Annotated in this window: 27 protein-coding genes; 15 read left to right on the top strand and 12 right to left on the bottom strand. The window is 66.5% G+C overall.

Going from position 1 to position 26,458, the window contains the following annotated elements; all coding sequences use genetic code 11:
* Positions 1-66: 66 nt before the first annotated feature.
* Both ISP14_RS08800 and ISP14_RS08805 read left to right on the top strand, forming a co-directional pair.
* The gene (locus ISP14_RS08800; RefSeq protein ID WP_404538267.1) at positions 67-549 is read left to right on the top strand and encodes an FKBP-type peptidyl-prolyl cis-trans isomerase; all 483 of its coding nucleotides are present in this window, start codon (positions 67-69) and stop codon (positions 547-549) included.
* Positions 550-576: 27 nt separating this feature from the next.
* Complete coding sequence (locus ISP14_RS08805; RefSeq protein WP_404538270.1) at positions 577-1,749, top strand: FAD-dependent oxidoreductase; 1,173 nt, start codon at positions 577-579, stop codon at positions 1,747-1,749.
* Here the strand turns inward: ISP14_RS08805 and ISP14_RS08810 are convergent.
* The 3 genes from ISP14_RS08810 to ISP14_RS08820 all read right to left on the bottom strand — a co-directional run bounded on the left by ISP14_RS08810 (position 1,746) and on the right by ISP14_RS08820 (position 3,945).
* A complete protein-coding gene (locus ISP14_RS08810) occupies positions 1,746-2,207 on the bottom strand; it encodes a GNAT family N-acetyltransferase (RefSeq protein ID WP_404538273.1) in 462 nt (153 codons plus the stop codon). The genes ISP14_RS08805 and ISP14_RS08810 overlap by 4 nt on opposite strands.
* A gap of 40 nt (positions 2,208-2,247) precedes the next feature.
* Entirely contained in the window at positions 2,248-3,333 is a 1,086-nt protein-coding gene (locus tag ISP14_RS08815; RefSeq protein WP_404538276.1) for a phospholipase A, read from the bottom strand.
* Positions 3,334-3,513: 180 nt separating this feature from the next.
* Positions 3,514-3,945 carry a hypothetical protein gene (locus ISP14_RS08820; protein WP_404538279.1) on the bottom strand — a complete coding sequence of 144 codons (432 nt, stop codon included), beginning with the start codon at positions 3,943-3,945 and terminating at the stop codon, positions 3,514-3,516.
* Positions 3,946-4,128: 183 nt separating this feature from the next.
* Here ISP14_RS08820 and ISP14_RS08825 point away from each other — a divergent pair, with 183 nt between their 5' ends.
* Complete coding sequence (locus ISP14_RS08825; protein WP_404538282.1) at positions 4,129-5,355, top strand: winged helix-turn-helix domain-containing protein; 1,227 nt, start codon at positions 4,129-4,131, stop codon at positions 5,353-5,355.
* 1 nt (position 5,356) lies between these two features.
* On the opposite strand, the gene ISP14_RS08830 is transcribed toward ISP14_RS08825, so the two are convergent.
* Positions 5,357-5,716, bottom strand: coding sequence for a hypothetical protein (locus tag ISP14_RS08830; RefSeq protein ID WP_404538285.1), 360 nt, complete (start codon positions 5,714-5,716; stop codon positions 5,357-5,359).
* 258 nt (positions 5,717-5,974) lie between these two features.
* On the opposite strand from ISP14_RS08830, the gene ISP14_RS08835 reads away from it, so the two are divergent.
* The 6 genes from ISP14_RS08835 (at position 5,975) to ISP14_RS08860 (ending at position 10,064) form a co-directional block, all read left to right on the top strand.
* On the top strand, positions 5,975-6,184 hold the full coding sequence (locus ISP14_RS08835) for a cold-shock protein (RefSeq protein WP_404538288.1): 210 nt from the start codon (positions 5,975-5,977) through the stop codon (positions 6,182-6,184).
* 342 nt (positions 6,185-6,526) lie between these two features.
* On the top strand, positions 6,527-6,736 hold the full coding sequence (locus tag ISP14_RS08840; protein ID WP_367845586.1) for a cold-shock protein: 210 nt from the start codon (positions 6,527-6,529) through the stop codon (positions 6,734-6,736).
* A 112-nt stretch (positions 6,737-6,848) separates the two neighbouring features.
* Positions 6,849-7,748 (top strand): alpha/beta hydrolase family protein, encoded by a 900-nt coding sequence (locus ISP14_RS08845; RefSeq protein ID WP_404538291.1) that lies wholly within the window; start codon positions 6,849-6,851, stop codon positions 7,746-7,748.
* 54 nt (positions 7,749-7,802) lie between these two features.
* Entirely contained in the window at positions 7,803-8,861 is a 1,059-nt protein-coding gene (locus ISP14_RS08850; protein WP_404538294.1) for an NADH:flavin oxidoreductase/NADH oxidase, read from the top strand.
* A gap of 13 nt (positions 8,862-8,874) precedes the next feature.
* Complete coding sequence (locus tag ISP14_RS08855) at positions 8,875-9,750, top strand: pirin family protein (RefSeq protein ID WP_404538297.1); 876 nt, start codon at positions 8,875-8,877, stop codon at positions 9,748-9,750.
* Positions 9,751-9,761: 11 nt separating this feature from the next.
* Positions 9,762-10,064 (top strand): Mpo1-like protein, encoded by a 303-nt coding sequence (locus tag ISP14_RS08860; RefSeq protein WP_404538300.1) that lies wholly within the window; start codon positions 9,762-9,764, stop codon positions 10,062-10,064.
* Here the strand turns inward: ISP14_RS08860 and ISP14_RS08865 are convergent.
* Complete coding sequence (locus tag ISP14_RS08865; RefSeq protein ID WP_404538303.1) at positions 10,061-10,450, bottom strand: cytochrome c; 390 nt, start codon at positions 10,448-10,450, stop codon at positions 10,061-10,063. The genes ISP14_RS08860 and ISP14_RS08865 overlap by 4 nt on opposite strands.
* Before the next feature lie 127 nt (positions 10,451-10,577).
* On the opposite strand from ISP14_RS08865, the gene ISP14_RS08870 reads away from it, so the two are divergent.
* Positions 10,578-11,369, top strand: a complete 792-nt coding sequence (locus tag ISP14_RS08870) for a tRNA threonylcarbamoyladenosine dehydratase (RefSeq protein WP_404538306.1) — start codon at positions 10,578-10,580, stop codon at positions 11,367-11,369.
* Positions 11,370-11,379: 10 nt separating this feature from the next.
* Here the strand turns inward: ISP14_RS08870 and ISP14_RS08875 are convergent, their stop codons facing one another.
* The 3 genes from ISP14_RS08875 to gluQRS form a co-directional block, all read right to left on the bottom strand.
* Complete coding sequence (locus ISP14_RS08875) at positions 11,380-12,732, bottom strand: sensor domain-containing protein (RefSeq protein WP_404538309.1); 1,353 nt, start codon at positions 12,730-12,732, stop codon at positions 11,380-11,382.
* Between the two features lie 225 nt (positions 12,733-12,957).
* A complete protein-coding gene (phbB, locus tag ISP14_RS08880) occupies positions 12,958-13,698 on the bottom strand; it encodes a beta-ketoacyl-ACP reductase (protein ID WP_404538312.1) in 741 nt (246 codons plus the stop codon).
* 83 nt (positions 13,699-13,781) lie between these two features.
* Positions 13,782-14,648, bottom strand: a complete 867-nt coding sequence (gene gluQRS, locus ISP14_RS08885) for a tRNA glutamyl-Q(34) synthetase GluQRS (RefSeq protein WP_404538315.1) — start codon at positions 14,646-14,648, stop codon at positions 13,782-13,784.
* A 126-nt stretch (positions 14,649-14,774) separates the two neighbouring features.
* Here gluQRS and htpX point away from each other — a divergent pair, with 126 nt between their 5' ends.
* Together htpX and htpG are read left to right on the top strand one after the other, a co-directional pair.
* Entirely contained in the window at positions 14,775-15,677 is a 903-nt protein-coding gene (gene htpX / locus ISP14_RS08890; RefSeq protein ID WP_404538318.1) for a protease HtpX, read from the top strand.
* Positions 15,678-15,824: 147 nt separating this feature from the next.
* On the top strand, positions 15,825-17,690 hold the full coding sequence (gene htpG / locus ISP14_RS08895) for a molecular chaperone HtpG (RefSeq protein WP_404538321.1): 1,866 nt from the start codon (positions 15,825-15,827) through the stop codon (positions 17,688-17,690).
* Between the two features lie 87 nt (positions 17,691-17,777).
* On the opposite strand, the gene ISP14_RS08900 is transcribed toward htpG, so the two are convergent.
* Together ISP14_RS08900 and ISP14_RS08905 are read right to left on the bottom strand one after the other, a co-directional pair.
* Positions 17,778-18,365 (bottom strand): hypothetical protein, encoded by a 588-nt coding sequence (locus tag ISP14_RS08900; protein WP_404538323.1) that lies wholly within the window; start codon positions 18,363-18,365, stop codon positions 17,778-17,780.
* A 97-nt stretch (positions 18,366-18,462) separates the two neighbouring features.
* Positions 18,463-18,765, bottom strand: a complete 303-nt coding sequence (locus ISP14_RS08905) for a 2-hydroxyacyl-CoA dehydratase (RefSeq protein ID WP_404538326.1) — start codon at positions 18,763-18,765, stop codon at positions 18,463-18,465.
* Positions 18,766-18,884: 119 nt separating this feature from the next.
* On the opposite strand from ISP14_RS08905, the gene ISP14_RS08910 reads away from it, so the two are divergent.
* The 3 genes from ISP14_RS08910 (at position 18,885) to ISP14_RS08920 (ending at position 20,870) form a co-directional block, all read left to right on the top strand.
* The gene (locus ISP14_RS08910; protein WP_404538329.1) at positions 18,885-19,787 is read left to right on the top strand and encodes an AEC family transporter; all 903 of its coding nucleotides are present in this window, start codon (positions 18,885-18,887) and stop codon (positions 19,785-19,787) included.
* Between the two features lie 41 nt (positions 19,788-19,828).
* On the top strand, positions 19,829-20,227 hold the full coding sequence (locus ISP14_RS08915; RefSeq protein WP_404538332.1) for an RNA-binding S4 domain-containing protein: 399 nt from the start codon (positions 19,829-19,831) through the stop codon (positions 20,225-20,227).
* A gap of 103 nt (positions 20,228-20,330) precedes the next feature.
* Complete coding sequence (locus tag ISP14_RS08920; RefSeq protein WP_404538335.1) at positions 20,331-20,870, top strand: response regulator; 540 nt, start codon at positions 20,331-20,333, stop codon at positions 20,868-20,870.
* 185 nt (positions 20,871-21,055) lie between these two features.
* Here the strand turns inward: ISP14_RS08920 and ISP14_RS08925 are convergent, their stop codons facing one another.
* Positions 21,056-24,226, bottom strand: coding sequence for a TonB-dependent receptor (locus tag ISP14_RS08925; protein WP_404538338.1), 3,171 nt, complete (start codon positions 24,224-24,226; stop codon positions 21,056-21,058).
* 632 nt (positions 24,227-24,858) lie between these two features.
* Entirely contained in the window at positions 24,859-26,307 is a 1,449-nt protein-coding gene (locus ISP14_RS08930; RefSeq protein ID WP_404538341.1) for a catalase, read from the bottom strand.
* Positions 26,308-26,458: the final 151 nt, after the last annotated feature.

Consider the following 26,458-nt stretch of genomic DNA (forward strand, 5'->3'; position numbering starts at 1 on the left):
GATCTGCTAGGCTGATCGTTCGTGCCGGTGTGGAGCCGGCTCATTCACCAGTTACCGGAAACCTTCATGCAGATCGCCCCGAATACCGTTGCCACCTTCCACTACACGCTCACCGACGACGACGGCCAGGTCGTCGACAGCTCCGCCGGACGCGAGCCGTTGGCCTACCTGCATGGCCAGGGCCAGATCGTGCCGGGCCTGGAGAAGCAGATGGAAGGCCGCCAGGTCGGCGACAAGTTCGACGCCCACGTGGTGCCGGAGGAAGGCTACGGCGTGCGTCACGACGAGCTGGTGCAGGAAGTGCCGCGCGAGGCCTTCCAGGGCGTCGAGGACATCCAGCCCGGCATGCAGTTCCAGGGCCATGGCCCGCAGGGCGTGATCAACGTCACCGTGACCAAGGTCGAGGACGGCAAGGTGCACATCGACGGCAACCATCCGCTGGCCGGCAAGGCTTTGCACTTCGCGATCGAAGTGACCGGCGTGCGCGAAGCCACCGAGGAAGAGCTCGCGCACGGCCACGTGCACGGCGAGGGTGGTCACCACCACTGACGAGGCGGCGCGATGCAGGGACGCAGCATGCGCATTGCCATCGTGGGCTACGGCGCCGCCGGTCAGGCGGCGTCGCTGTTTTTGGCCGGGCAAGGGCATCGGCTGAGCGTGTTCGAGCAAGCGCCGGCGCCGGGGCCGGTGGGTGCGGGCTTCCTGCTGCAGCCGACCGGGCTGGCAGTGTTGGCGCAACTTGGCTTGCGCGAACAGGCGTTGGCACTCGGCCAACGCATCGAGGCGCTGCATGGCTGCAATCCGCAGGGCCGGCAGGTGATGGCGATGCGCTATGCGGATCACGCACCGGACTGTTTTGGTCTGGGCATGAGCCGGGGCAGCCTGTTCGCATTGCTTCGCGATGCGTATGCCGATGCGGGCGCGATCCATGTCGGCATGCGCATGGTCAGCGTGGATGCGGAGTCCGGCATCCTGTATGACGAGCATGGCGATCGGCACGGCCCGTTCGACCTGATCGTGGCTGCCGATGGTGCCGGCTCGCGTCTGCGAGCCAGTCTTCCCCGCCTGGCGCGGCGCGACACGATCTATCCCTGGGGCGCGGTGTGGTGCCTGTTGCCTGCCGAGAACTGGCTGCACGCCGATACCTTGCAACAGCGCTACGCCGGTGCGAGCGAGATGATCGGCCTGCTGCCGGTGGGCCGCCGCGCCGATCGCAAAGACCGCTGGCTGACCTTTTACTTCAGCCTGCCTGGTGACCAAGTGGACGCTTTCGACGCGGCGGCGCTGGCGCGTCTGCGTGAGCGCGTCGAAGCGCTGTGGCCCGAGGCGTCGCCGTTGCTGGCCGGCATCGATGCGCCGGAACAACTGCAGCGCGCGCGTTATCGCGACGTAGTGGTGCCGGTGCCGTATCGCGGACGAGTGGTGTTCCTCGGCGACGCGGCTCACGCGATGAGCCCGCAACTCGGCCAAGGCGTGAACATGGCGCTGCTGGACGCGCAATCGCTGGCCGCAGCACTCGCCGAGCATGACGACCTGGCGCAGGCACTGCAGGCCCACCTGCGTGCGCGTCGTCGCCACCTGCAGGTGTACCAGTTCATGAGCCGCTGGCTCACGCCGTTATTCCAGTCGCGGCACGACCGTTTGGCACGGTTGCGCGATCTGGCTTTCGGTCCGCTGGGGCGCCTGCCGTTGGCGCGCGGCCAGATGCTGCGCATCCTGACCGGTGCCAAGCAGGGCTGGTGGCGTTAGAGCAGCTTGCGGTAGACGACGAAGCCCGATTTCTCGGCGACCTGGTCGTAGAGCCGCATCGCGGTGGCATTGGTTTCGTGGGTCTGCCAGTACACGCGCGGCGCATGGGCCGCACCGGCGTGTTCGTAGACCTGCTCGATCAATGCGCGGCCTACGCCACGGCCGCGCGCGGCTTCGACGGTGAACAAGTCCTGCAGGTAGCAGCTCTGCCCGGTCTGGATGGTGCTGCGATGGAACAGGTAGTGCGCCAGGCCCAGCAGTTCGCCGCCGCACTCGGCGACCAGCGCATGCACCGGTTCGGCCGGATCATGGAACCGCGCCCAGGTCGTGCGGGTGATTTCCTCAGGCAAGGCGCTGGGACCGCTGCGGCCGTAGAACGCGTTGTAGCCGTCCCATAGCGGCTTCCAGGCGGCGTAGTCGGCCATCGTCACCGGTCGGATCAGGATCGTATCGCTCATGGCGGTGCTCGCTTGTGCGGATCGAGGCTGCGGCATGCTCTCAGTACCAGTCGAGCAGCGACACACCCACTCCCAGGTAGGTGGCGTTGTGGTTGTAGTCGATCATGCTTTCGCCGTAGCCCTTGAACAGTTCCATGTAGCCGCGCAGGTTGCCGGCGATGGGGAAGCTCCAGGTGAAGCGCGCGGCGCCATGGCTCTGGTCGCCGCCGCGCAACGAATGGCGCAGCATCATGCCGAACTCCTGGCCTTGCCATTCGTGGACGATCTGCACCTCGGCACGCCCCATGTAGTTGCTGATGTCCGGGTTGTCGTCGTCGCTGCGCGGCTCGGGGATGCGCCACCATGGGCGGATCATGATCGTCCAGCCGGGGCGTTCGAAACCGAAGTCGGCGACCACCCGATTCCAGCTGCGCGACAGCGGATCGCCGCGGCCGTTGGATTGGTGGTCGACGCCGATGCTGAACAGGCGGCCGTCCCAGCCCAATACGCGGTAGTGCGTGTCGAACACCAGCAGCGCCTCGGGCTCGTAGTCGGTTTCGCGGAACGGGCGCGACGCTTGTGCGTTGTAGACCTGCCAGCGCGAGCTTTGCGTATAGCCCAGCCACAGGTCGCCGGCATCGCCGAACACGCCTTGCCACACCTTGGTCTTGAGGCTGAGCTGGAACTTGCCTTCGATGTTCTGCAACTGCTGCGGCGTCTGCACGGTATTGTTGGGATTCGGGCTGTGCGGCTCGGTGTTCTGGTTGCTGGTGGTGAACAGCGGCATGGCATAGACCGGCTTGTAGCCGCGCAGGTTGAAGGTGCCGAGCTTGCTTTCGGGCGACAGCTCCCAACGGCTGTCCAGCAGCGACAGTGGTGCCGACACCTCTGGTTCGGAACGGGTCGCGACGACCGAGGCTTGCCGGTCGTGCGCGAACACGCCGGCGTTCGTTGTGGCGGGCGGTTCGTTGCGCTTGCGCGCAGCTGGCAGCTGGTTGCGTCCGGTGGCGCGGTCATAGCAGGCCAGCCGCTGCGCATCGCTCTCGATCGCGGTGCAGCCGCGGATGTCGATCGGGTCGGGATTCTGCGCATGGCAGATACCGGCGGCAAGACAGCCAGCCAGCAACAGGGCGCGGCGGTATTTCATGGGGACTCCGGCGGCGTCGACCAGCGGGGATGGATGGAGTCTAGGACAAGGCGCGCATCCGGTTTCCGACAGGCGACAAAATCGCTGGTGGCAACACGGCATCGCATCGGCGATGCATGAAAGCGATGGTCACAAAAAAACCGGCCACATCGCGATGTGGCCGGTTCCATGCAAAGCGTCTTACTGGGCCTGCTTGACCCAAGCTTCGTACTGCGCCTTGCTGACGTGGGTGCCGTGGTGGCTGGCGTTGAGGAAGTCATTCGCCAGCGGCGGATAGGCGGCGGCCTGTTCCTCGGTGATCCATTTCTTGCCGCCGGAGAGTTGGCTGAATGGCGGTGGCGAGCCGACTTGCGGCGCGGCCGGCGGTACGCTGCGCACGGTCACGTCGGGCGGCGGCGTCTGCGCGGGGGCAGCAGTCTGCGCGGGAGCTGCAGTTTGCGCAGGAGCCGCAGTCTGCGCAGGAGCCGCAGTCTGCGCGGGGGCGGGTGCCTGCTGCATGGTGTCCTGCGCCGGTGGCGGCGTCTGGCCGGTGTTGTCCTGGGCGAAGGACGCGCTCGCGAAGATCAGGGCGCCGGTGGCGAGTACGGGCAACAACGCAGTGCGTGCTTTCATGATCGTTACTCCATGCCAGAATGTCCGAAGGAATGCGGGCTCGACTGGCGGCAAGAACGATTCGGCGCCGACGAGCCTGTAACTGACGCTAACAGAGGCTGCATAAATGTCGCCGCAACATTCTTGTCGAGCCGGTGTGAAGGCAGCGTGCCGTTGAGCGCGGCTTCAGCGAACGCGGTTGCTTTGAGTCCAGCGCAGGCGCGCGCGTTGCAGTTGCATGCGCAAGGCCTGCTGCAACCGCAGCGGCGCAAGCCGCGTCGCGCCGACGTGGTAGCGGCGATCGAGCGCATGCGCTTGCTGCAGATAGACAGCATCCACGTGGTGGCGCGCAGCCCCTACATGGTGCTGCACGCGCGTCTCGGCGATTACCCGATGGCATGGCTGGACGAAGCGCTCGCCGACGGTCTGATCGCCGAATGCTGGGCGCACGAAGCTTGTTTCGTCGGTGCGCGTGATCTCGCCGCGCATCGCGCCTGGCGCGAGCGCGGCAGCCATTGGGCGCAGCGGCATGCCGAACGCATGCATCGCGATCACCGGCCTGCAATGGACGCGCTGCTCGCGCGCATCCGCGACGGTGGGGCGGTGCTTGCTTCGGATTTTCCGCGCGAGGATCGCGGTGTTTCCGGCTGGTGGGAATGGAAGCCAGAGAAACGTTGGCTGGAAGCCTGGTTCGCGCTCGGCGAGTTGATGGTGCCGCGACGCGAGCGTTTCCAGCGCGTGTACGACCTTGCCGAGCGGGTGCTGGCGAAACTCGATCCGCCGTTCGTGCCCAGCGTGCTCGATCCGGCGCAACTGCGGCAGCACTTCATCCTCGATGGCGTGCGTGCGCTGGGCATCGCGCAGGCGCGCTGGATCGCCGACTACTTCCGGCTGAAACCGACGGTGAGCGCGCGCGAGCTTGCGCCGCTGGTGGCGACCGGCGAGCTAATCGAAGTGGCGGTGCGTGGCTGGGACGCGCCGGGCTATGTGCATCGCGAGCATGCCGGGGCGCTGGAATTGGCGCGCGGCGGTCGCCTGCGCGCCACCCACACCACGTTGTTGTCGCCGTTCGATCCGCTGGTGTGGGACCGCGCGCGTGCACTGGCGATGTTCGATTTCGACTATCGCATCGAATGCTACGTGCCTGCGCCGAAGCGGCACTATGGCTACTACGTGCTGCCGATCCTGCATCGCGGTGCCCTGGTGGGCCGGCTCGATGCAAAAGCACATCGCGCCGAGGGCGTGTTCGAGATCAAGGCGTTGTTCCTAGAGCCCGGCGTGGAATCCACGCCGCGCCTGGTGAGCGAGCTGGCTGCGGCAGTCATACGCACCGCGCGTTGGCATGGCACGCCGCGGGTCCGCCTGGGGCGCTGCCGGCCGGCGGCGCTGGCGCCGGCCTTGCGTCGCGCCTGGAAGGCGGAATCCGGCTGAATCAGTGCGACGTCGGCGCGGTGGCAGGTGCGGCCTTGCAGGCGCGTCCCTGCAGGTCCGCGTTCAACTGGTCGGACAGCAGGCGGCAGCGCGCGTCCAGGTACGGGCGGGTCTGCGGATCACGGGCGGCGTCGAGCAGGCTGTCGCGCATGGTCTGGTAGTGCGCCTGCAGCTGGCCGGCCGGAAAGATCGCCGCGGCCTGGTGGCAGGCCAGGTAGCTGGCCAGGTAGGTATCGCAGGCCGGAATGCCGGTAATCGCGGCAGGTGCCGGCGGCGGTGCGGCAGGGCGGGGCGGCCGGGTGGTGGCGCAGCCAGCCAGCAGCAGACCGGCGCACAGGGGGAGCAGCAGGCGGGTGCTCAAGGCGGAAAATCCTCGTGGTGGCGTGGGGCGGGCAGACATGATATGCGCATGCTCCTCGCTTCCGGGCGGCCCTCCGGGTATCATGGCAGGGCTGAGTTTGCCGGGGTCGCCAAGCACCGGTGACCCGATGCAGCCGATCCGCGATCTGCCTCATCTGTTCACCCCGGGGTTGTTTTCCTTTGCACACCAGTAAGCCGGCTGCCGCATGTCGCGGCGGTCGAGTCTCCTTTGATTTGAAATACCCAGTGGAGTGATTCAATGTCTGATCGTCAGATCGGTACCGTCAAGTGGTTCAACGACGCCAAGGGCTTCGGTTTCATCGCCCGTGATAATGGCCCGGACGTGTTCGTGCATTTCCGCGCGATCACCGGCAATGGCTTCAAGAGCCTGCAGGAAGGCCAGCAGGTCAGCTTCAAGGTGGTGCAGGGCCAGAAGGGCCTGCAAGCCGACGAAGTGTCCGCAGCCTAATTGCCGTTCGCGCGTCATCCGAAACCGGGCAGCAATGCCCGGTTTTTTTATGTCCGCTGCCCATGGCAGGCAGCTTTCGGGCCAATGCCCGCGGCTATGTCAAAAATCGCTATCTGGCGATTTTTGTGTCCGCGGACACTATCGGAAAATGACGCTTGACATGTCGCTTGCATTCGTGAAATTCCGTTATGCTTATTCCACTGCGTCTGCTTGGCCACGTGCGTGCCCGGTATGGAACGGTTCCCGATTCCATGTCGCTACACCCGACCCCGGCATGCCCAGTAAGTCGTCGACCCGCGGGGTCGGCTCGTCTCAAGCGTCTGGATTGGATCGGAGTGAGTCATGTCGGATCGTGAAACAGGTACCGTCAAGTGGTTCAACGACGCTAAGGGGTTCGGCTTCATCAGCCGTGAGAACGGCCCCGACGTGTTCGTGCATTTTCGTGCCATCAGCGGCACGGGCTTCAAGAGCCTGCAGGAAGGCCAGAAGGTGACGTTCAAGGTGGTGCAGGGCCAGAAGGGCCTGCAGGCCGAAGAAGTCACCCCGGCTTGATCGCTGTATCGCAGGTTGGAAAAGGCCGGCGCAAGCCGGCCTTTTCTTTTCCATGGCGATCGTCCGTGATCGCGAATATCACATGGGCGGCCATGAAGGGCCGTACTTCTCAATGAATACGACCACCATCCCAGAGCCCACCGCGCTGCCGCTGACGATGGCCGATGGCGCACGCGCCGAGTTGTTGTGCGTGGCGCCGGATGGCGTGCCGCAGGCGGCGGTGTACTGGCTGCCCGCGATGGGCGTGGCGGCGAAGCATTACCTGCCGCTGGCCGCGGCGCTGGCGGCGCGGGGCGTGGCCGTGGCACTGCACGAATGGCGCGGTATCGGCTCCAGCAGTCTGCGCGCCGGCCGCCGTTGCGACTGGGGTTACCGCGCACTGCTGGAGACCGACGTGTCCGTCGGCATGGCGGCCATGCGGGCACACTGGCCGCAGGCGCGCCCCTGGCTGGGCGGACACAGCCTGGGCGGGCAACTGGCCTGTCTTTACGCGGCCCTCCATCCGGACCAGGCCACCGGCATCGCCCTGGTCGCCAGTGGCTCGCCATACTGGCGGCGTTTCCGTCGTGGTGCGTTGATCGGCCTCGGCTACGTGCTGGCCCCGATGCTGGCCGGGTTGCTGGGGCATCTGCCTGGCCGTCGCATCGGCTTCGGCGGCAATGAGGCGCGTGGCGTCACCGCGGACTGGGCGCGCAGCGGCCGCCGCGGGCGCTACGCCGCGGCGGGCATGGCGGTGGATTTCGAACAGCGCCTGGCCGCGCTGGAACTGCCGCTGCTGGCGCTGCGCCTGCGCGACGACTGGCTGGGGCCCGCCGCTTCGCTGGACTGGCTGCTGGGCAAACTGCCGCGCGCATCGCGTCGCCACGAGCTGGTCACGCCGGATGAGCTTGGCGGACAGCCGGCCGATCATTTCGGTTGGATGAAGGCGCCGGACGCGATGGCCGCACGCATCGCCGGGTGGATTGCCGCGCACGACACAGCCTTCTCGGTTGCACGTTGCCCGGGCCCTTGATGCGGTGCCGGTGTGCCGGCACTGTAGATGTCTCCCTCCCCGGCCAGGCTAACGATGAAATTGTTCGAACCGTTCCCGCAGCGCAGCCTCAGCCTGCGCAACCGCATCGTGGTGTCGCCGATGTGCCAGTACTCGGCCATCGACGGCATGCCCGACCACTGGCACCTGGTGCACCTGGGCAGCCGCGCGGTGGGTGGCGCCGCCGCAGTGATCGCCGAGGCCACCGCAGTATCGGCACAAGGGCGCATCTCGCCGGGCGACACCGGCATCTGGAACGACGCCCAGGCCGCCGCCTGGCAGCCGATCACCGCCTTCATCGCGGCGCAGGGGGCGATCCCCGGCGTGCAGCTGGCGCATGCTGGCCGTAAGGCCAGCGCGCATCGGCCGTGGGATGGCGGCGGTGCGCTCACCGCGGCACAAGGTGCCTGGACCACGGTGGCGCCATCGGCGCTGCCGTTCGACGCCAGCTGGCACACGCCCGAGGCGCTGGATGCGGCCGGCATCCGCGGGCTGATCGCCGACTTCCGCGCGGCGACGGAGCGTGCGCTGGCCGCCGGTTTCCGCTTGATCGAGCTGCATGCCGCGCATGGTTATCTGCTGCACCAGTTCCTGTCGCCGCTCAGCAACCGGCGCGAGGACGAATACGGCGGCAGCTTCGAGAATCGCACGCGCCTGCTGCGCGAAGTGATCGCCGCCGTGCGCGAAGCATGGCCGGTGGAGCTGCCGCTGTGGTTGCGCATCTCCGCCACGGATTGGGCCGAGCACGGCTGGGACATCGAGCAGAGCGTGCGGCTGGCGCGCGAGGTCAAACCGCTGGGCGTGGACCTGATCGACGTTTCCAGCGGCGGCCTGCTGCCGCACGTGAAGATCCCGCTGGGACCGGGCTACCAAGTGCCGTTCGCCGCGCGCGTTCGCCGCGAGGCGGACATCGCCACCGGCGCGGTAGGCCTGATCACCGAGGCGCGTCAGGCCGCCGATATCGTGGCGAACGACGAGGCCGACGTGGTGCTGATCGCCCGCGAGAGTCTGCGCGACCCTTATTTCCCGCGCCGGGTGGCGCAGGAATTGGGTGCGCAGCTGCCCGCGCCGGCGCAATATCAGCGGGCATGGTGAGAGGGAGGAACCGATGGAAACGCAACCGACCCTGATCGACGGCCGCCTGCACGACCTTGGCGACGGCTTCACGGTGCGCCGGCTGCTGCCGGTACTCGAGGCCCGCCATGTGGGCCCGTTCGTGTTCTACGACCACATGGGCCCGGCGGATTTCGCGGCCGGCCGCGGCATGGACGTGCGGCCGCATCCGCACATCGGCCTGGCCACGGTGACCTGGTTGTTCGACGGCACGATCCGCCATCGCGACAGCCTGGGCAGTCTCGCCGACATCCAGCCCGGTGCGGTGAACTGGATGACCGCCGGCCGCGGCATCGTGCATTCCGAGCGCACGCCGCCCGAGGCGCGTGCCGCGGGCCAGCGCCTGCACGGCATCCAGGTGTGGGTGGCGCTGCCGCGCGACCACGCGGAGACGGCGCCGGCGTTCCATCACCACGAGGCCGATGCCCTGCCGCAGATCCGTCTGCCCGGCGTCGAACTGGTGCTGATCACCGGCACCGGCTGGGGCGAGGCCTCGCCGGTGAAGGTGTTTGCACCGATGTTCTTCGCCGAGGCGCGGCTGGCCGCCGGTGCCGAACTGGCCTTGCCGGCGGAGCATGCGGAACACGGCGTACACGTGATCGAGGGCGAACTGGAGTGGGGCGGTCTGACGCTGGAAGCGGGCCGGATGGCGGTGCAGGCAGGTGCGTCGGTACCGCCGCTACGGGCGCGCGGCGCCAGTCGCGCGATGCTGTTCGGCGGCGCGCCGCTGGATGGCGAGCGCCACCTGTGGTGGAACTTCGTGGCCAGCAGCCGCGAGCGCATCGAGCAGGCCAAGGCCGACTGGCACGAGGGGCGTTTTGCCAGGGTTCCCGGCGACGATCAGGAGTTCATTCCGCTGCCGCCAGGCTGAGAGGAGCACGCATGCCTGAATTCGCCAGTTTCCGCGCGTTCTATCCCTACTACCTCGGCGAGCACAGCCAGCGCCTGTGCCGGCGCTGGCATTTCATCGGCAGCTCGCTGGTGCTGCTGATCCTGCTGCTGGCGGTCGCCAGCGCCCATTGGGCGTGGTTGTGGCTGCTGCCGCTGGCCGGCTACGGCTGCGCGTGGATCGGCCACTTCGCCTACGAGAAAAACCGGCCGGCCACGTTCCGCCATCCGCTGTACAGCCTGATGGGCGACTGGGTGATGTACGCGCAGATGCTGCGCGGCAAGGTGACGTTCTAGCGGTACTTCTGGTGGCAGCTCTGGCAGGTCTCGCCGACCGGCTTGAGTGCCGCGGCCAACGCTTCGCAGGTGGCGGGGGCGGACACGGTGGCCTGCTGCAGGCGCGTCTGCAGCTGGTTCGCGTCGTCGACAAAGGCCTTGTCGGCGATGCCGAAGGTGGGCTGGATGTCGGTGGCGGTGGATTGCAGGCGCAGCAGGTGGTGCTGGATCGTGGCGGCGTCGCACTTCTGCGCCTTCAGCGCCTGCTTCAGTTCACCCATGTGGTAACCCATGGTGTGCATCACCGCCTTGGGCATGGGGTTGCGTGCGGCCAGCGCATTCATCACCCGGGATGTGCCGATCACACCGATGGCCAGGCCAAGCAGGATCAATAAGGCAGCACGCATTGCATGGATTCCTTGTGGAGACCGATTCCCGAGGATAACCCGGTTCGTCGGGGCGGGGCGATAGAATGGCCGCTTTGCGCCATGTGCGGCCTGGCCGCGGCACGGCGCCGAACCTTAAGGTCCTTCGATGAGCGAACCCTCCTTCCCGCACGAACGCTTTGCCGGCATCGAGCGCCTGTATGGCGCCGGCAGCGTGGCGAAGCTGGCGCAGCGCCACGTCTGTGTGGTAGGCGTCGGCGGCGTGGGTTCGTGGGCGGCCGAGGCGCTGGCGCGCAGCGGGGTGGGGCGGCTCACGCTGATCGACGCCGACGAGGTGTGCGTGTCCAACACCAACCGCCAGCTGCACGCGCTGGACGGCGAGTACGGCAGGTCCAAAGTGGGCGTGATGGCCGCGCGCCTGCATGCGATCAACCCGGCGCTGCGGCTGGAGGCGGTGGAGCGCTTCCTCACCACGTCGACGCTGGATGAGCTGCTCGACCGCGGCTACGACGTGGTGCTGGACGCTTGCGATGCATTCCGGGTGAAGCTGGAAATGATCGCCTGGTGCCGCCGGCGCAAGCTGCCCATTATCACCGTGGGTTCGGCTGGCGGGCGCACCGATCCGACGCAGATCCGCGTGCGCGACCTCTCGCGCACCGAGCACGACGCGATGTTCAGCCTGATCCGCAAGAAGCTCCGCAGCGATTTCAATTTCCCGCGCAGCCCGCAGCGCTACTTCGGCGTGCCGGCGGTGTATTCGCTGCAGAACGTGCAGTACCCGCAGCCGGACGGCAGCGTCTGCGGCACCCGGCCGCCCGGCGGCGATGCGTTGAACCTCGCCTGCGGCGGCGGTCTCGGCGCGGCGACCCACATCACCGGCGCGTTCGCGTTCGCGGCAGTGGGCAAGGTGATGGAGCGATTGCTGCAGGCGGGAGACTAGGCCGCTTCGGTCAGCTGCAGGCGGCGCCCCGGGCATCGACGCCTCCGGCAGTGCAGGTCTGGTTGCCGCCGGCTTGCTTGGCCCGGTACATGGCGTGGTCTGCGGCCTTGGCCAGCTGTTCGTCATTCTCGCCATCTGTGGGATAGATGGCCACGCCGATGCTCGCCGAGATACCGATCTGCAGGTCCAGCAGATGGAAGGTCGGGCCGAATGTCGCGCGGATGCGCTCGGCGATGTCCAGGCCGAGGCCCGGCGTCGCCAGCGTGTCGAGCAGCGCCACGAACTCGTCGCCGCCGATGCGCCCCGCGATGTCGTGTTCGCGCAGGCAGCTGCGGATGCGGTTGGCGACCTCGCAAAGCAGCAGGTCGCCGACGGGGTGGCCGTGGCGATCGTTGACCTGCTTGAATCCGTCCAGGTCGATGTAGAGCAGCGCCATGTGCGTTTTCCGCCGGCCGGCGTTTTCCAGCGCCATCTCCAGATGGCGGCGCAGCAGGTTGCGGTTGGGCAGATCGGTCAGCGGGTCGTGCAAGGCGAGGTGGTGCAGCTTCGCCTGGACCTGCTTGCGTTCGATCGCAGTGCTCACCTGGGTGGCGACGAATTGCAGCAGCTCACTGTCGGCATCGGTGTAGCCGGTGCGGCCGCGGTGCGCGACGACCAGCGCGCCGATCGTGTCGTCCTTCGATTGCAGCGGCACGCCTAGCCAGTGCGCGGCATCCGGCTCCATTGATGCATCAGGCGCGTCATGCACGACCCGGCCACCACGGATCACCTCGGCGATGCGCGTGTCGGCGACGAGGCTCGCCGCGTCCGGCGCGGGGCCGCGCCCGTAGGCCACATAGGGAAATTCCAGGCGGTTCCCGGCGCGGTCGTGCAGGACGGCGATGAAATTCGTCGCGGGCAGGATGCCGCCGATGATCCGGTGCACTTGTTCGAACAGTGCCGGCAGGTCTTGCGCGGCATGCGCCGCCTCGGCGACCGCGTGCAGCGCCAGCCGCATCGATTCGCCGCGCTTGAGCGCGGTGATGTCGCGGGCGACGGCGATCCTCACCCGGTCGGCTTCGGACCAGCGCGCTGACCACATGATGTGCACGACGGTGCCGTCCTTGCGCACGTAGCGGTTCTGGAAGTTGGATTCGGGCCTGCCGTCCATGATCGCCGCGGCGGTGCGCAACGTGACATCGCGATCATCCGGATGCACGAGGTCGATCATCCGCTTGCCGATCACTTCCGCGGGGGTGTAGCCGAAGATGCGCTCGAACGCGGCACTGACGAATACGTAGCGTCCCTCGGCGTCGACGACGCAGATGGCGTCCAGCAAGAGATCCAGGATCTTGCCCAACGGAGTGATTGCAGTTGTTTCCATCGAGTTCCGGTGAGTCGCCGTGTTCGTGCCGGTTCGGCATGCACGACTTGTGCCACGGCATGCCGGGCGATTCCGCCCTCACGGCCCTGCGCTCTGCCATCCACTCCCGGCCGGGCCGTATCGGCGGCAAGCGTCCTGCTGCTGCCGCCGGTCTGGCATCCTGCCCCACGTGGCAGGCGCCGTAGCGGGATGCGTTCTGGCTGGCGCATCCCGCAAATGCAGCGCTTACCAACCCATGTAGTGCCCGCCGTTGATGGCGAGGTTGGCGCCGGTGATCCAGGCGGCATCGTCGGTGGTGAAGAAGGCCACGGCGTGGGCGATTTCCTCCGGCTTGCCCAGCCGGCCGACCGGAATCTGCGCCACGATCTTCTCGCGAACCTCTTCGGGTACGGCCATCACCATGTCGGTGCCCACGTAGCCGGGCGAGACGGTGTTGACGGTGATGCCGAAGCGGGCGTTTTCCTGCGCCAGCGAGATCGTGAAACCGTGCATGCCGGCCTTGGCGGCGGCGTAGTTGGCCTGGCCGTACTGCCCCTTCTGGCCGTTGATCGAGCTGATCTGCACGATCCGGCCCCACTTGCGCGAGCGCATGCCCTCGATCACCGGGCGGGTGACGTTGAAGCAGGCGTTGAGGTTGGTGTTCACCACGTCCGTCCACTGCTGGTAGCTCATCTTGTGGAAGGTGGTGTCGCGGGTGATGCCGGCGTTGTTGACGAGGATGTCCACCGGCCCGCTGTTGGCCTCGACCGCCTGGATCATCGCCTCGCAGGAGGCGGGGTCGGAGACGTCGCCGGACACCATGCACACCTCGATGCCCTCGGCAGCCATCGCCTTGCGCCAGGCCTCGGCCTTGTCCGGATTGCGGTAGTTGGTGGCGACCCGATGCCCCTGTCCGGCCAGGTAGCGCACGATCGCGCTGCCGATACCGCCGGTACCACCCGTGACCAAAGCCGTGCGTTGCGTCATGTCCAGTCTCCTTGGGGTCGCTGCAGGGCACAACGTGCGACGGTCGGCGACCGGCGTTTGCCCATTGAGGGATTTATAACCGCTCAGCCGTTAAAGCAACCACCATGGCGCGGTAGGCGCGACGGATCGAAGCCGAGCGCGGCCGCGGCCAGCAGGGCCGGCGCATCGACGGCACCCGCCGGCACCGGCTGGCCAAGGAAGGCCAGGGCGCGCCGCAGCGCCGGCAGGGGATCGGCCGGATCGACGGGCCAGGCCTGCTCCGACTTGGAGAGTTTGCGCCCGGTCGCATCCAGCACCAGCGGCAAGTGCAGGTAGCGCGGTGTGGGCAGGTCCAGCAGGCGCTGCAGCCAGATCTGCCGCGGTGTGGAATCGAGCAGGTCGCAGCCGCGCACCACTTCGGTGACGCCTTGGCAGGCGTCGTCCACCACGCAGGCCAATTGGTAGGAGTACAGGCCTTCGACCCGGCGTATCACGAAATCGCCCGCGCTCTCGCGCAGGTTCTGCTGCTGTGGCCCCTGCAAGGTGTCGTCGAAGGCGATCTCGGTATCTGGCGCACGCAGCCGCCATGCCGGCTCGCGTTGCGGGTCGGGCGGCGCCACGCAGCAGCCGTCGCGATGCAAGCCGGCACCGGCGGCCAGGTCGCTGCGGCTGCACCAGCAGGGGAACACCGCGCCGGCCTCGCGCAGCCGCTCGAACGCGGCATCGTAGGCGGCAAGGCGTTGCGACTGGAACAGTACCGGTTCGTCAGCGACGAAGCCGAGCGCCGGCAAGGCGTCGAGGATGGCGGCGGCCGAGCCGGGCACCTCGCGCGGCGGATCGATGTCCTCCATGCGCAACAGCCAGCGCCCACCTGCATGACGGGCACGCAGCCAGCTGCCGAGCGCGGCGACCAGCGAGCCGAAATGCAGCTGGCCGGTAGGCGAGGGGGCGAAGCGTCCGCGATAGTCCATCCGGTGCAGTCTGCCTGCCGGGAGAGCGGCTGGCGAGTGGGCCGGATGCTTGAAAGCGGGCGTCTTTGCCCCCACCACCATCGCGTTCGTCCAACCTTTCACGTGACTGCCGCCAAAGAGACAGCCATGCGCCGTATCGCTTTATTTCTCGGTACCAATATCGCCGTCCTGTTCCTGCTGAGCATCGTCTGCCACCTGCTCGGGGTGGACCAGATGCAGGCCGCCCGGGGTTTCGGCGGCAGTACCGGCCTGCTGATCTATGCCGCGGTGTTCGGCATGGGCGGCGCCTTCATCTCGCTGGCCATGTCCAAGTGGATGGCCAAGATGACGACCGGGGCGCGGGTGATCGAGCAGCCGGCCAATGAGGCCGAGCGCTGGCTGGTGGAAACCGTGCGTCGCCACGCGCAGAACGCCGGCATCGGCATGCCCGAGGTGGCGATCTACGACGCGCCGGAGATGAACGCCTTCGCCACCGGCATGACCAGGAACAGCTCGCTGGTGGCGGTGAGCAGCGGTCTGCTGCAGCAGATGGACCGCGAACAGGTCGCCGCCGTGCTCGGCCACGAGATCGGCCACGTCGCCAATGGCGACATGGTGACCATGACGCTGATCCAGGGCGTGCTCAATACCTTGGTGATCCTCGCCGCGCGCATCGTGGGGCGGCTGGTGGACAGCTGGCTGTCCGGCGGCCGCGACGGCGACCGCGGCGGCAGCGGCATCGGCTACTTCGTCACCGTGATGGTGTTGCAGCTGGTGTTCGGCCTGTTCGCCTCGATGATCGTGATGGCGTTCTCGCGCTGGCGCGAATTCCGCGCCGACGCCGCCGGCGCGCACCTGGCCGGCCGCGGCGCAATGATCTCCGCGCTGCAGCGGCTCAAGGGCGACCACGGCGAGAACACCTTGCCGAAGACGCTGGCCGCGTTCGGCATCTCCGGGCCGCTGGCCGAGGGCTTCCAGCGCCTGTTCATGAGCCATCCGCCGCTGGACGAGCGCATCGCCGCGCTGCAGAACGCCTCGGCACACGCCTGATACGTTGAGACTCCTTTCCGCTGAGAGGATGAGAGGCCGGTTTGTGCGCAAGCTTGCGCTTCACCCGAACCCTCACCCGCCCTGCCGGGCACCCTCTCCCGCAGGGAGAGGGGATAATCCCTTCGTTACTTTGGAAATCCTGCCGCAATGACTACCGAAACCCGCAAGTTCGAAGCCGAAGTCGCCCAGGTGCTGCACCTGGTCACCCACTCGCTGTACTCGCACAAGGAAATCTTCCTGCGCGAGCTGATTTCCAACGCTTCCGATGCCTGCGACAAGCTGCGCTTCGAGGCGATCGGCAAACCCGGGCTCCTGGACGGTGACAGCGAGCTGCACATCGACGTGAGCTGGGACGAGACCGCGCGCACCATCACCGTGCGCGACAACGGCATTGGCATGACGCGCGACGAGGTGGTGGCGAACATCGGCACCATCGCCAGTTCGGGCACGCGGCGCTTCCTGGAAGCGATGAGCGGCGAACAGAAGGCCGATGCGCGCCTGATCGGCCAGTTCGGCGTGGGCTTCTACTCTTCCTTCGTGGTGGCCGACAAGGTCACCGTACTGACCCGTCGCGCCGATGCGCCGGTGGGCGAGGGTGTGAAGTGGGAAAGCGACGGCAAGGGCGAGTACGCGCTGGAGCAGGTCGAGCTGGCCGGGCGCGGCACGTCGGTGACCCTGCATCTGAAAGCCGACGAGGACGAATTCCTCAAGGCGTGGCAGCTGAAGTCGTTGATCCGCAAGTACTCCGACCACGTCGCCTTCCCGATCCGCATGCCAAAGGAAGAGGACGGCAAGCCCACCGCCGAATGGGAAACCGTCAACGACGCTTCCGCGCTGTGGACCAAGCCGAAGTCCGAGATTTCCGACGAGGATTACCAGAGCTTCTACAAGTCGCTGGGTCACGACTTCAACGATGCGCTGGCCTGGACGCACAACCGCGTCGAAGGCAGCCAGAGCTTCACCACGCTGCTCTACATCCCCGCGCAGCCGCCGTTCGACCTGATGATGGGTGGGCGCGACGAGCGCAAGGGTCTCAAGCTCTACATCAAGCGCGTCTTCATCATGGACGCGGCCGAGGAGCTGCTGCCGAACTACCTGCGCTTCGTGCGCGGCGTGGTCGATGCCGACGATCTGCCGCTCAATGTGAGCCGCGAGATCCTGCAGCACAACCGCCAGCTTGAGCGCATCAAAGCCGCCTGCGTGAAGCGCGTGCTGGACCTGATCGAGAAGCTGGCCAAGGACGAGCCGGAGAAGTTCGCCATCTTCTGCAAGGCCTTCGGCAACACGCTGAAGGAAGGCATCAGCGAGGATGCGACGAACCGCGAGCGCATCGCCAAGTTGCTGCGCTTCGCTTCAACCAAGGGCGAAGGTGCGCAGCAGACGGTGTCGCTGGACGACTACATCGGTCGCATGGCGGTGGGCCAGGACGCGATCTGGTTCATCACCGCCGACAGCTACGCCGCCGCCGCCGGCAGCCCGCAGCTGGAGGCGTTCCGCGCCAAGGGCATCGAAGTGCTCCTGATGTTCGATCGCATCGACGAGTGGATGGTCGGCTATCTCGGCGAATACGAAGGCAAGAAGCTGCGCAACGTGGCCAAGGGCGAACTGCCGCTGGACGAAGCCGAGAAGAAGCAGCAGGAAGAAACGGCGAAAGAGGCCGAACCGCTGCTCAAGAAGCTCAAGGAACTGCTTGGCGATCGCGTGGGCGACGTGAAGGTGTCGGCCCGCCTCACCGATTCACCCTCCTGCCTCGCGCTCAACGACTACGACATGGCGCCGCACCTCGCACGCCTGCTGCGCGAGGCTGGCCAGGACCTGCCCGAAAGCAAGCCCACGCTGGAGATCAACCCGCAGCACGCCCTGCTCAAGCGGGTCGAGAGCGAAGCCGACGAAGCGAAGGCGAAGGATCTGGCTACGCTGCTGCTGGAGCAGGCCGAGATCGCCGTCGGCGCGCAGTTGCCCGATCCGGCGGCTTTCGTGCAGCGGATGAACCGGGTGCTGCTGGGGACGTAAGCGCGCAACCCTGCGGGCGCATTCTCCGCCGCAACCCCGAAAAAAAGACCAGCCGCATGCGGCTGGTCTTTTTCATGCTGCATCGCCTTACCGGGTGCGCGACGGTGGAGGCGACGAAGGCGTGGAGACACTGCTGGCGGCGTTCTGCACGGCCGGCGTCGTCGCAGGCACAGGCTGGCTGAAGCTGCCCTTGTAGGCCGGCCGATAGCCGTCGCGGTAACGCTCCATGGGTACGTAGTTGCGCCTGTTGTTGAAGCGCATGTCCTGGCTGGCCAGCGCCAGCCGATCGCCGGTGAGGTGCACCCAGTACCAGTTGCCCGGCGGCACCGGCCGGGTCGAAACGTAGGTGAAATGAGCGGCGTAATCGCCCGTGCCGTTCGGTTCGGCCAGCAGCGCCACGTTCATCACGAACTGGCTGGATACCGGCTTGCCGTGCTTGTCGGTGGCGGGGGCGTGGATCATCTCGCCGAGGTTGGCATTCAGCAGGCGGGTCATCTTCGGCGAAAGCGAGTAGGCCGGCGAGACGTCGGTGACCTTGCCTTGGGCGTTCACTCGCAACAGCACCGGTTCGTACCTGTGGGGGAATTGGTTGAGCGACATGGAGTCGTCGGCAACGGCGCTCGTACCGCCCAGCAATCCAACAATCATGATGGAGGAAACCAGCAGCGATCGCATGTCCGTCTCCCTGTGACAGTGGGGCATTTCCCTGCTTACTCCGGGCGATTTGCCGCGTCAAGAGGCGGAGAAACCTCCGGTTTCACTGCAGTTTCGGTCAGCTCGCCGGGCTCTTCCGGCGCCGCGGTTTCTGCTCCGCCGCCGCCAACAATTGCTGCAGGTAGGCGATGCCTTCCTCCTCCGGAAAGAACGCCACCACGTCGGCGACGCTGAGCTGGTGGCGGGCGCGCAAGGCCAGGAATTCCTCGCGGGCGCGGGCAATGCGCGCGGCCTCGGCGGCTTTCTTGCCCAGCGGCTTGGGCTTCGGTTCGGGGCTGGCCTGTTTCGGCTCGGGTTTGCTCTGGTCGAGCGCGGCAAGCTCGGTCTGGAACTGGCGGAAGTCGTAGGGCTTGGAACTCATGGCTCGGATGCGGTTCGGAGGCGGGGCCATTCTCGCATGCCGGCAGTGCCGCGCAGCAGGCTTTCGGCTGCCGGCCGGATCGCGTCTAATGCGGCGCTGGTTCATGCGGAACGTCCGCGATGAGTGCGTTGTTGCTGCTGTTCGTCTGCCTGGTGCTGGGGGTGCTGGTGCGCCGCTGGGCGCGGCCTCCGGCCGGCATCGTGCACGGATTGAACTGGTGGGTGCTCAATGTCGCGCTGCCGGCGCTGGTATTGGAGCTGATTCCGCGGATGAAGTTCGATGCCGGGCTGTGGTTTCCGGTGGCGGCGATGTGGCTGGTGTTCTTCGGCGCCTGGCTGTTGTTCGCATGGCTGGGTCCGCGGCTGGGCTGGTCGCGTGGGCGTGTCGGCGCGCTGACCCTGGTGTGCGGGCTGGGGAATACCTCGTTCATGGGTTATCCGATGCTGCAGGCGCTGCACGGGCAGGCAGGCCTCACGCTGGCAGTGGTCGCCGACCAGCTCGGCTGCTTTCCGCTGCTGGCTTCGGCGGGCGTGGTGGTGGCCTGCCTGTACGCCGGGCGCGCGCCTGACCCGCGCCGGATCGTGTTTCGCATCGCCACGTTCCCTGCCTTCATCGCCCTGGTAGTGGGGGTGGTCGCCGGCGCGCTGGGTGGCTGGCCGCCCCTGCTGGATGGGGTGCTCCACCCGCTCGGCGCCACGCTGACGCCGCTGGCGCTGTTCTCGGTGGGCCTGCAGTTCCACCTGCAGACCGGGGAACGCCAGCTCGGCGCGGCGGCCTGGGGGCTGGGCTGGAAGCTGCTGCTGGCGCCGGCCCTGTGCTGGGTGCTGGGCGCGGCGACCGGCGTGGGTGGCCTGGTGCTGACCACCGGCGTGCTGCAGGCGGCGATGGCGCCGATGGTGTCGGCGGCCATTCTCGCCGACGAATACGAGCTGGATCCGGAACTGGCGAATACCGTGCTCGGCGCTGGCATCGTGCTGTCGCTGCTGACGGTGCCGCTGGGCAACTGGCTGCTCGGCGCGTGAGCGCTGGCGCCTGCGCGGACGATGCGGCGACAATCCCGGCGATGAATGACCCCCAGGGCAACGATTCCGCCGAAGTGCGCGCCGACGTGTGGCTGTGGGCCGCGCGCTTCTTCAAAACGCGCAGCCTGGCCAAGCAGGCGATCGATGGCGGCAAGATCGACGTCAACGGCGCCGGCTGCAAGCCGGCCAAGTTGCTCCATGCAGGCGACGTGCTGCGTATCGGTCGCGGCGAGGAGCGCCTGGAGGTCGAGGTGCTGGCGCTGTCTGAGCGGCGCGGGCCGGCCAGCGTGGCGCAAAGCCTGTATCGCGAGAGCGAGGCGAGCCGGCTGGCGCGGGAGGCGCAACGCGCGCAGCGCCGGCTGCTAGGCATGCAGGCGCCGCCGCAACGTCCGGACAAGCATGCACGCAGGGCGTTGCGCCGCCTGAAAGACGGCGGTTGAGCAGTGCATCTCAGATTGCGCCGTGGTTCTGTCGCAGCATGCGCAGCCATGGGGTATGCCGGTTTCGCGCTCCCCACCGATCAGAACGGCAAGGAGTCGCGCAATGAACAGCATGGGAATCTTCAAGCGACTGCTGGGCGGTGTGGCGGGCGAGCGGCCGGAACAGCGGCGGCAGGCCCCATCGGGCACGCGCATGCTGGTGGTGGACGATTCGCCGACGATCTGCGCCGTGCTCGGCCGCATGCTGGAGCAGGACGGCTATGCGGTGAAACGGGCGGCGGACGGCGAACGCGCGCTGGAGCTGGCGAAGGCCGAACTGCCCGAACTGATCTTCCTCGACATCGTTTTGCCGGGCATCAACGGCTTCGCGGTGTTGCGTGCGCTGCGCCATGATCCGCTCACCGCGCATATCCCGATCGTGATGATCAGCGGCAACCAGCAGGCCACCGAGCAGTTCTACGTACAGCGCTATGGTGCCGACGATTTCATGAAGAAGCCGTTTGGCCGTGCCGAAGTGATGGCCAGCATCGACGCACTGGTGCGTGCCGGTCGCATGCCGGCGCGCGACGTGGCGTTCGAGCGGATAACCGCACAAAGCTTGCCGCAGGATGCGCTGGGCGTGGTGGCCGGCCTGGCCACCTGACGAAACTTTCCGGGATCCCCGGTTTCCAGTTCGCGTGTCCCTTGGGGCTGCCTTGCCTCCGGGCAGTGCAGCATGCGAAGCCTGCATGTCAAAAGAAGGCCGCCGGTCGCCCGGCGGCCTTCTTGGTTTTTGCACCTTCGTGTCTCGCGCCGCCGACATCTGCGGCGCGAGACACGAAAAGCGACTTACCAGTCGAACTTGACGCTGAACTCGCCGTAGCGCGGAGCTTCGATGCCCACCGGCAATTTGTAGCTGGTGCTTGGCGCAGCCGTCGAGCCATAGCTGCTGTTGTAGGCCGTGATGGCCTGCTCGTTGAACACGTTGCGGACCTGTAGCTGCAGGGTCAGATGCTTGCCGGCCCATGCCGGGATGTAGCTCAACGACAGATTGAGCTGGTGGGTCCACGGCGTGCTACCTGCGTCGCCCGGACGCGACGGCTGGCCGCCGCACCAGTGCATGCCCGAACCATAGCCGATCGGGTTGGTCTGGCCGGGGCCGAAGAAACCCGCGCAGGTGAACGGCGCACCCGATTGGATGATGTAGGTGCCGCTGACCAGCCATTCCGGCGTGACCGCATAGGTACCGTAGGCCTTCAGCGTGTGCTTGTGCATGTTCGGAAGGTCGCCGTTGGCGTACTCCATCACCTCGGGGTAGTCCCAGGCCGTGGAGATCGAGCCGGACTCACCGCCACCGGACGCGGCCGAGGCGTTGGAGATCTGGCCGGACCACGACTCGGTCGGACCTTCGGTGGTGCCGTAGCTCCTGGCGAACACGTAGTCGATCTTGCCCATCCATTTGCCGTCCCACGGATGCTCCAGGGACTCTTCCAGGCTGTAGTACTTGCGGAACGCCGCCGGGAAGCCGACCAGACCGTCCGAGGGGTTGCCGACGGCCGTATGCGGGTTCCAGGTATAGGTGCCGTACTTCGTGCAGGTGGGGTTGAGCGCGCCGTTGTCGGCCACGCAGTAGCGCAGTGTGTTGCTGCGGCCCGGGTTGACCAGCACGTCCGTCTCCGTGGGATAGATGAGCGGATTCATGTCGGCATCGGCCGGCAGCTGGATGGCGCCGGTGTCGTCGACGATGTCGTTCATCTTCGAGTAGGTGGCCTGCGAGGCCCACACCAGCGACTGGCCGAAGACGCTGAATGCCTTCTGGAAGCCCAGCACATACTCGTCCTGGTACATCGGCTTCAGGTTGGTCGCGGCGATGACGCTCGGATCCTTCGGGACGCCGGTTTCGCCGTCGGGCGAGTACGCCGCACTGGTCGGGAGCTGGGTCAGGCCCTGCGGAAGGCCGTTCGCATTGATGGATGTGTAGGTGTAGAAGGTCTCGAGGTAGGCATTGTCGCCCGCCATACGCGTGCCCAGGCCCGAGGGCAGGGCGAGGTAGTAGCGGCCCGCGTTGCCGTACAGCTTGGCGCTGCTGTCGCCGAAGATGTCCCAGCTGAAGCCGAGGCGCGGCGCCCACTGCGGCTTGGTCATCCGGATGTAGGCCTGCATCGCCGGGTTGTAGTTGGCGAACTGGTCATTGCGCAGACCGAGGTTCAGCATCAGGTTCGGCGTCACCTGCCAGTTGTCTTCGACGTACTGCGCCTTCTGCATCACGGTGAACGAGGCCGTGCCGCCGTAGGTCAGCTTGCCCACGTAGTAGCCCTGCGGGTTGCCGGGGGATACCGCGGTGGGGACGCAGATGCCCTGGCCATTGCAGGCCAGGGTCGGCGAGGTGAGATTCGACTGCTGGCCATAGGACCAGTAGTAGCCCGGGCCGGCGGTGATGGAGCCGTCGTCGATATCGGTGCTGCGCTGGTTGTCGATGCCGAACTTCAGGTCGTGGCTGCCCAGCTTCCAGTCCAGGTCGACACGGAGGTTGTTCGATGTCGAGCGGTGGTCCGACGACGGCAAGGTGCCGGGATTGAGGTTGTAGTTGCCGAAGCCCGGAACCGTCGGGTTCTGGCCGCCGATGGCGCCCTGGCCGCCCATGCTCGGCAGTGACGGATCGTAACCGGGGTAAGCCAGCGCCTGGTCGAAGTAAGTGCTCTTCATCTTGCCGCCCAGCACGCTCAGCGTGATGTTGTCGGTGATGTAGGAGGTGTACTTCAGGATGCCGACGTTGAACTTGCTCGAGTACAGCGGATTGTTGACCTTTACGAAATTCCCCACGCTGTTGGTGATGTAGTTGTAGCTGTAGAGGTTGTTCGCGGTGTCCTCGACCTTGCTGGAGGCGTAGGTGGCTTCCAGCGTATTGTTGTCGTTGATGTTCCAGTCCAGCTTGCCGTAGAACTTTGGCGAGGACTGGCCGTGCGAACTCCAGGTCGTCTTCCCCGACGACGTGGCCAGGCCGGCGCTGGTGGCGTTGGTTTGCTGGGTTTCGGCGGTCAGGTAGAAGAACAACCTGTCCTTGATCAGCGGTCCCGATACGTAGGCATCGTAGATCCGGGACCAGGACTCGTTCTGCGAGCGCGGCTGACGGAGGTCGCCGTATTGCTGGCCCGTCTGGCGCGGCAGCGCGTTCGGGTTGGCGTAGTAGTAGTTGTCGTAGCTGCTCTTCGCCCAGTCCGGTGCCCAGGTGGCGTAGACGCCGGCATGGAAGTCGTTGCCGCCGCGCTGGCCGACCTGGCTGATCACGCCGCCGGTGGAACGGCCGTACTCGGCGCCGTAACCGGAGGTGATGGTCTGCTGCTCGGCGATCGCGAAATAGGGCAGGGCGATGCCGCCGGCGTTGCCCACAGGATCGGTGGTGTTGAAGCCGTTGATGTAGTAAGCGTTTTCCACCACGGAATCGCCGCCGAAGGAAATCAGCGGAGTGCCGGCTGGGCCGCTGCCCAGACCGGCATTGCCGCCGGCGGTGCCGGGCGCCAGCAAGGCGATGGATTCGGCGTTGCGAGCCAGCGGCAGCACCTTCAGGTCCTGCGCCGTGATCACCGAAGTCTGTCGGGTGGAGGACACGTCGATCGCGGGGATCGAGTTGGCGGTGACGGTGACGCTGGACAGGTTCTGCACCTTCTTGCCGGTCTCGGCCGCGGTAAACGGCACGGCAGAGCCGCCCGCCACGCTCACCTGCACCTGGTCGTGCGAGGCAAGCACGGTGCCCCCCTGCATCAGCGATACGCTGTAACTCCCCACCGGCAGGTTGCCGGCATTGAAGTGCCCCGTGCTGTCGACCGGCACTTCGCGGGTAAGCCCGGTCTGGTTGTTGACCACCTTGACTGTTTCACCCGCTGCCACCGGCGCCGTGCCGAAGACAGAGCCGGTCGTGGCCTGGCCATACGCCAGGCCGCTGATACCAAGGCCCACGGCCATGGCCGCAGCCAAAGTGTTGCGGCGACAGTGATTCTCACGCGTGACGCGCTTATTCATCCTTTTCCTCCCCATTTAGATGCCCGCTACGGGCAAGTGACATCGATCACGCCTGCCGCTTACGTAGCGGCATGGCATGGCTCCCCAGGCAAATCGAACCTATGAACATCGAAAGCAAAGATCAAATAACAAAAGTTATGAAATGCAAAATATATTGCGTTTATAGCGCTTTATCTTTCGATTTTGCCGAGCCGGATGACGCCAAAAACCTTGCTGGATCGGCGGCGTTGCACGTGATAAGCCACAAAATTCAGCCTTGCGCGCAGGCATGGGCGTTGCCCGCGCGGCGTTTACGCGGGCGAAAGCGCAGGGGTGGAAGGTTTCGGTTTGTTGAGGCGCGTGTGGCCGGCAGCGCGCGCAGGCCGCGCGGCTGGTCCGATCGTGATGATCCGTGGCGATCCCCGGCGGCCGGGTAGTTCCGCGCGCAGCGCTACGGCGCCGACGACGTCAGAGGGATGTCATTCGACTGCGCCGCAGCGCATGGCGGTATCGAGACATGGCTGCACGCAGAGCGGCCTGCCGCGCGTCTGGTCGGGTTGATTCCGCCGGTGGCGGGGAGCGCCGGTGCCATGCCCGGCGCGATGCCGGGCATGGCTGCCTGAAATACGCCTGCGATACCGTGCGAAGCCTGCTCAGGGTTTGAGCCCCAGCGCCTTGGCCACGCCTTCGCCGTAGGCCTTGTCGGCCTTGCGGCAATGTTCGATGTGACGGCGCTGGATGTCCTCCGGTACGCCCTGCATGGCGCGCGCGGTGTTCTCGAACAATGCCTTCTTCTGCTTTGCGCTCATCAGCCGGAACAAGGCGCCGGGTTGCGAGTAGTAGTCCTCGTCCACGCGGTGGTTCCAGTGGTCGGCGGCGCCCTCCAGCGAGAGCGGCGGTTCGCGGAAATCCGGCTGCTCATGCCATTCGCCGTAGCTGTTCGGCTCATAGGCCAGCGTGCTGCCCTGGTTGCCGTCCACGCGCATCGCGCCGTCGCGGTGGAAGCTGTGGTACGGGCAGCGCGGGCGGTTCACCGGTATCTGGTGATGGTTTACGCCGAGACGGTAGCGCTGCGCGTCGCCGTAGGAGAACAGCCGCGCCTGCAGCATCTTGTCCGGCGAGAAGCCGATGCCGGGTACTACCTGGGCCGGATTGAAGGCGCTCTGCTCGACGTCGGCGAAGAAGTTCTCCGGGTTCTTGTTCAGCTCCCACACGCCTACTTCGATCAGCGGATAGTCCTTGTGCGGCCACACCTTGGTGAGGTCGAACGGGTGGTACGGCACCTTGGCGGCATCCTTCTCCGGCATGATCTGCACGCACAGTTTCCATTTCGGGAAATCGCCGCGCTCGATCGCCTCGTACAGGTCGCGCTGGTGCGATTCGCGATCCTTGCCGATCAGCTTCTCGGCTTCCGCGTCGGTGAGGTTCTTGATGCCTTGCTGGCAGACGTGGTGGAACTTCACCCAGAAGCGTTCGTTCTTCGCATTGATGAAGCTGAAAGTGTGCGAGCCGAAGCCGTGCATGTGGCGGTAGCTGGCGGGGATGCCGCGCTCGCTCATCACGATGGTGACCTGGTGCAGTGCCTCGGGCAGCGAGGTCCAGAAATCCCAGTTGCTCTTCGCGCTGCGCAGGTTGGTGCGCGGGTCGCGCTTCACCGCATGGTTGAGGTCGGGGAATTTCAGCGGGTCGCGGAAGAAGAACACCGGCGTGTTGTTGCCGACCAGGTCCCAGTTGCCTTCCTCGGTATAGAACTTCAGCGCGAAGCCGCGGATGTCGCGCTCGGCGTCGGCCGCGCCGCGCTCGCCGGCCACGGTGGTGAAGCGGGCGAACAATTCGGTCTTCTTGCCGACCTTGGAGAAGATCTTCGCCCGGGTGTATTTGGTGATGTCCTTCGTCACGGTGAAGGTGCCGAAGGCGCCCGAGCCCTTGGCGTGCATGCGCCGCTCGGGGATCACCTCGCGGTCGAAATGGGCCAGCTTCTCCAGCAGCCACACATCCTGCAGCAGGGCCGGGCCGCGCGGACCGGCGGTGAGGATGTTCTGGTTGTCCGGTACCGGCGCTCCGGCGACGGTGGTGAGGCGGGGCTTGCGGTTCCTGGGCATGGCGGGCTCCGGATGGTGGTTGGCGTGCGCATCGAATCTACGCATCGGCGACGGCCGATGGAATTCGCTTGTTTCGATGCGGCCGATAGCGTGCGGCTATGGCCGGCGTCCGCATCGACAGCGGACGTACGTACATGCCACATCCGAGGTG

The organism is Dyella agri (assembly GCF_044904705.1).
GTDB lineage: Bacteria > Pseudomonadota > Gammaproteobacteria > Xanthomonadales > Rhodanobacteraceae > Rhodanobacter_A > Rhodanobacter_A agri.

Coding starts and splice junctions, on each gene's coding strand:
- ISP14_RS08800 (WP_404538267.1), top strand. CDS start 67: ATGCAGATCGCCCCGAATACCGTTGCCACCTTCCACTACACGCTCACC.
- ISP14_RS08805 (WP_404538270.1), top strand. CDS start 577: ATGCGCATTGCCATCGTGGGCTACGGCGCCGCCGGTCAGGCGGCGTCG.
- ISP14_RS08810 (WP_404538273.1), bottom strand. CDS start 2,207: ATGAGCGATACGATCCTGATCCGACCGGTGACGATGGCCGACTACGCC.
- ISP14_RS08815 (WP_404538276.1), bottom strand. CDS start 3,333: ATGAAATACCGCCGCGCCCTGTTGCTGGCTGGCTGTCTTGCCGCCGGT.
- ISP14_RS08820 (WP_404538279.1), bottom strand. CDS start 3,945: ATGAAAGCACGCACTGCGTTGTTGCCCGTACTCGCCACCGGCGCCCTG.
- ISP14_RS08835 (WP_404538288.1), top strand. CDS start 5,975: ATGTCTGATCGTCAGATCGGTACCGTCAAGTGGTTCAACGACGCCAAG.
- ISP14_RS08840 (WP_367845586.1), top strand. CDS start 6,527: ATGTCGGATCGTGAAACAGGTACCGTCAAGTGGTTCAACGACGCTAAG.
- ISP14_RS08845 (WP_404538291.1), top strand. CDS start 6,849: ATGAATACGACCACCATCCCAGAGCCCACCGCGCTGCCGCTGACGATG.
- ISP14_RS08850 (WP_404538294.1), top strand. CDS start 7,803: ATGAAATTGTTCGAACCGTTCCCGCAGCGCAGCCTCAGCCTGCGCAAC.
- ISP14_RS08855 (WP_404538297.1), top strand. CDS start 8,875: ATGGAAACGCAACCGACCCTGATCGACGGCCGCCTGCACGACCTTGGC.
- ISP14_RS08860 (WP_404538300.1), top strand. CDS start 9,762: ATGCCTGAATTCGCCAGTTTCCGCGCGTTCTATCCCTACTACCTCGGC.
- ISP14_RS08865 (WP_404538303.1), bottom strand. CDS start 10,450: ATGCGTGCTGCCTTATTGATCCTGCTTGGCCTGGCCATCGGTGTGATC.
- ISP14_RS08870 (WP_404538306.1), top strand. CDS start 10,578: ATGAGCGAACCCTCCTTCCCGCACGAACGCTTTGCCGGCATCGAGCGC.
- ISP14_RS08875 (WP_404538309.1), bottom strand. CDS start 12,732: ATGGAAACAACTGCAATCACTCCGTTGGGCAAGATCCTGGATCTCTTG.
- phbB (WP_404538312.1), bottom strand. CDS start 13,698: ATGACGCAACGCACGGCTTTGGTCACGGGTGGTACCGGCGGTATCGGC.
- gluQRS (WP_404538315.1), bottom strand. CDS start 14,648: ATGGACTATCGCGGACGCTTCGCCCCCTCGCCTACCGGCCAGCTGCAT.
- htpX (WP_404538318.1), top strand. CDS start 14,775: ATGCGCCGTATCGCTTTATTTCTCGGTACCAATATCGCCGTCCTGTTC.
- htpG (WP_404538321.1), top strand. CDS start 15,825: ATGACTACCGAAACCCGCAAGTTCGAAGCCGAAGTCGCCCAGGTGCTG.
- ISP14_RS08900 (WP_404538323.1), bottom strand. CDS start 18,365: ATGCGATCGCTGCTGGTTTCCTCCATCATGATTGTTGGATTGCTGGGC.
- ISP14_RS08905 (WP_404538326.1), bottom strand. CDS start 18,765: ATGAGTTCCAAGCCCTACGACTTCCGCCAGTTCCAGACCGAGCTTGCC.
- ISP14_RS08910 (WP_404538329.1), top strand. CDS start 18,885: ATGAGTGCGTTGTTGCTGCTGTTCGTCTGCCTGGTGCTGGGGGTGCTG.
- ISP14_RS08915 (WP_404538332.1), top strand. CDS start 19,829: ATGAATGACCCCCAGGGCAACGATTCCGCCGAAGTGCGCGCCGACGTG.
- ISP14_RS08920 (WP_404538335.1), top strand. CDS start 20,331: ATGAACAGCATGGGAATCTTCAAGCGACTGCTGGGCGGTGTGGCGGGC.
- ISP14_RS08925 (WP_404538338.1), bottom strand. CDS start 24,226: ATGAATAAGCGCGTCACGCGTGAGAATCACTGTCGCCGCAACACTTTG.
- ISP14_RS08930 (WP_404538341.1), bottom strand. CDS start 26,307: ATGCCCAGGAACCGCAAGCCCCGCCTCACCACCGTCGCCGGAGCGCCG.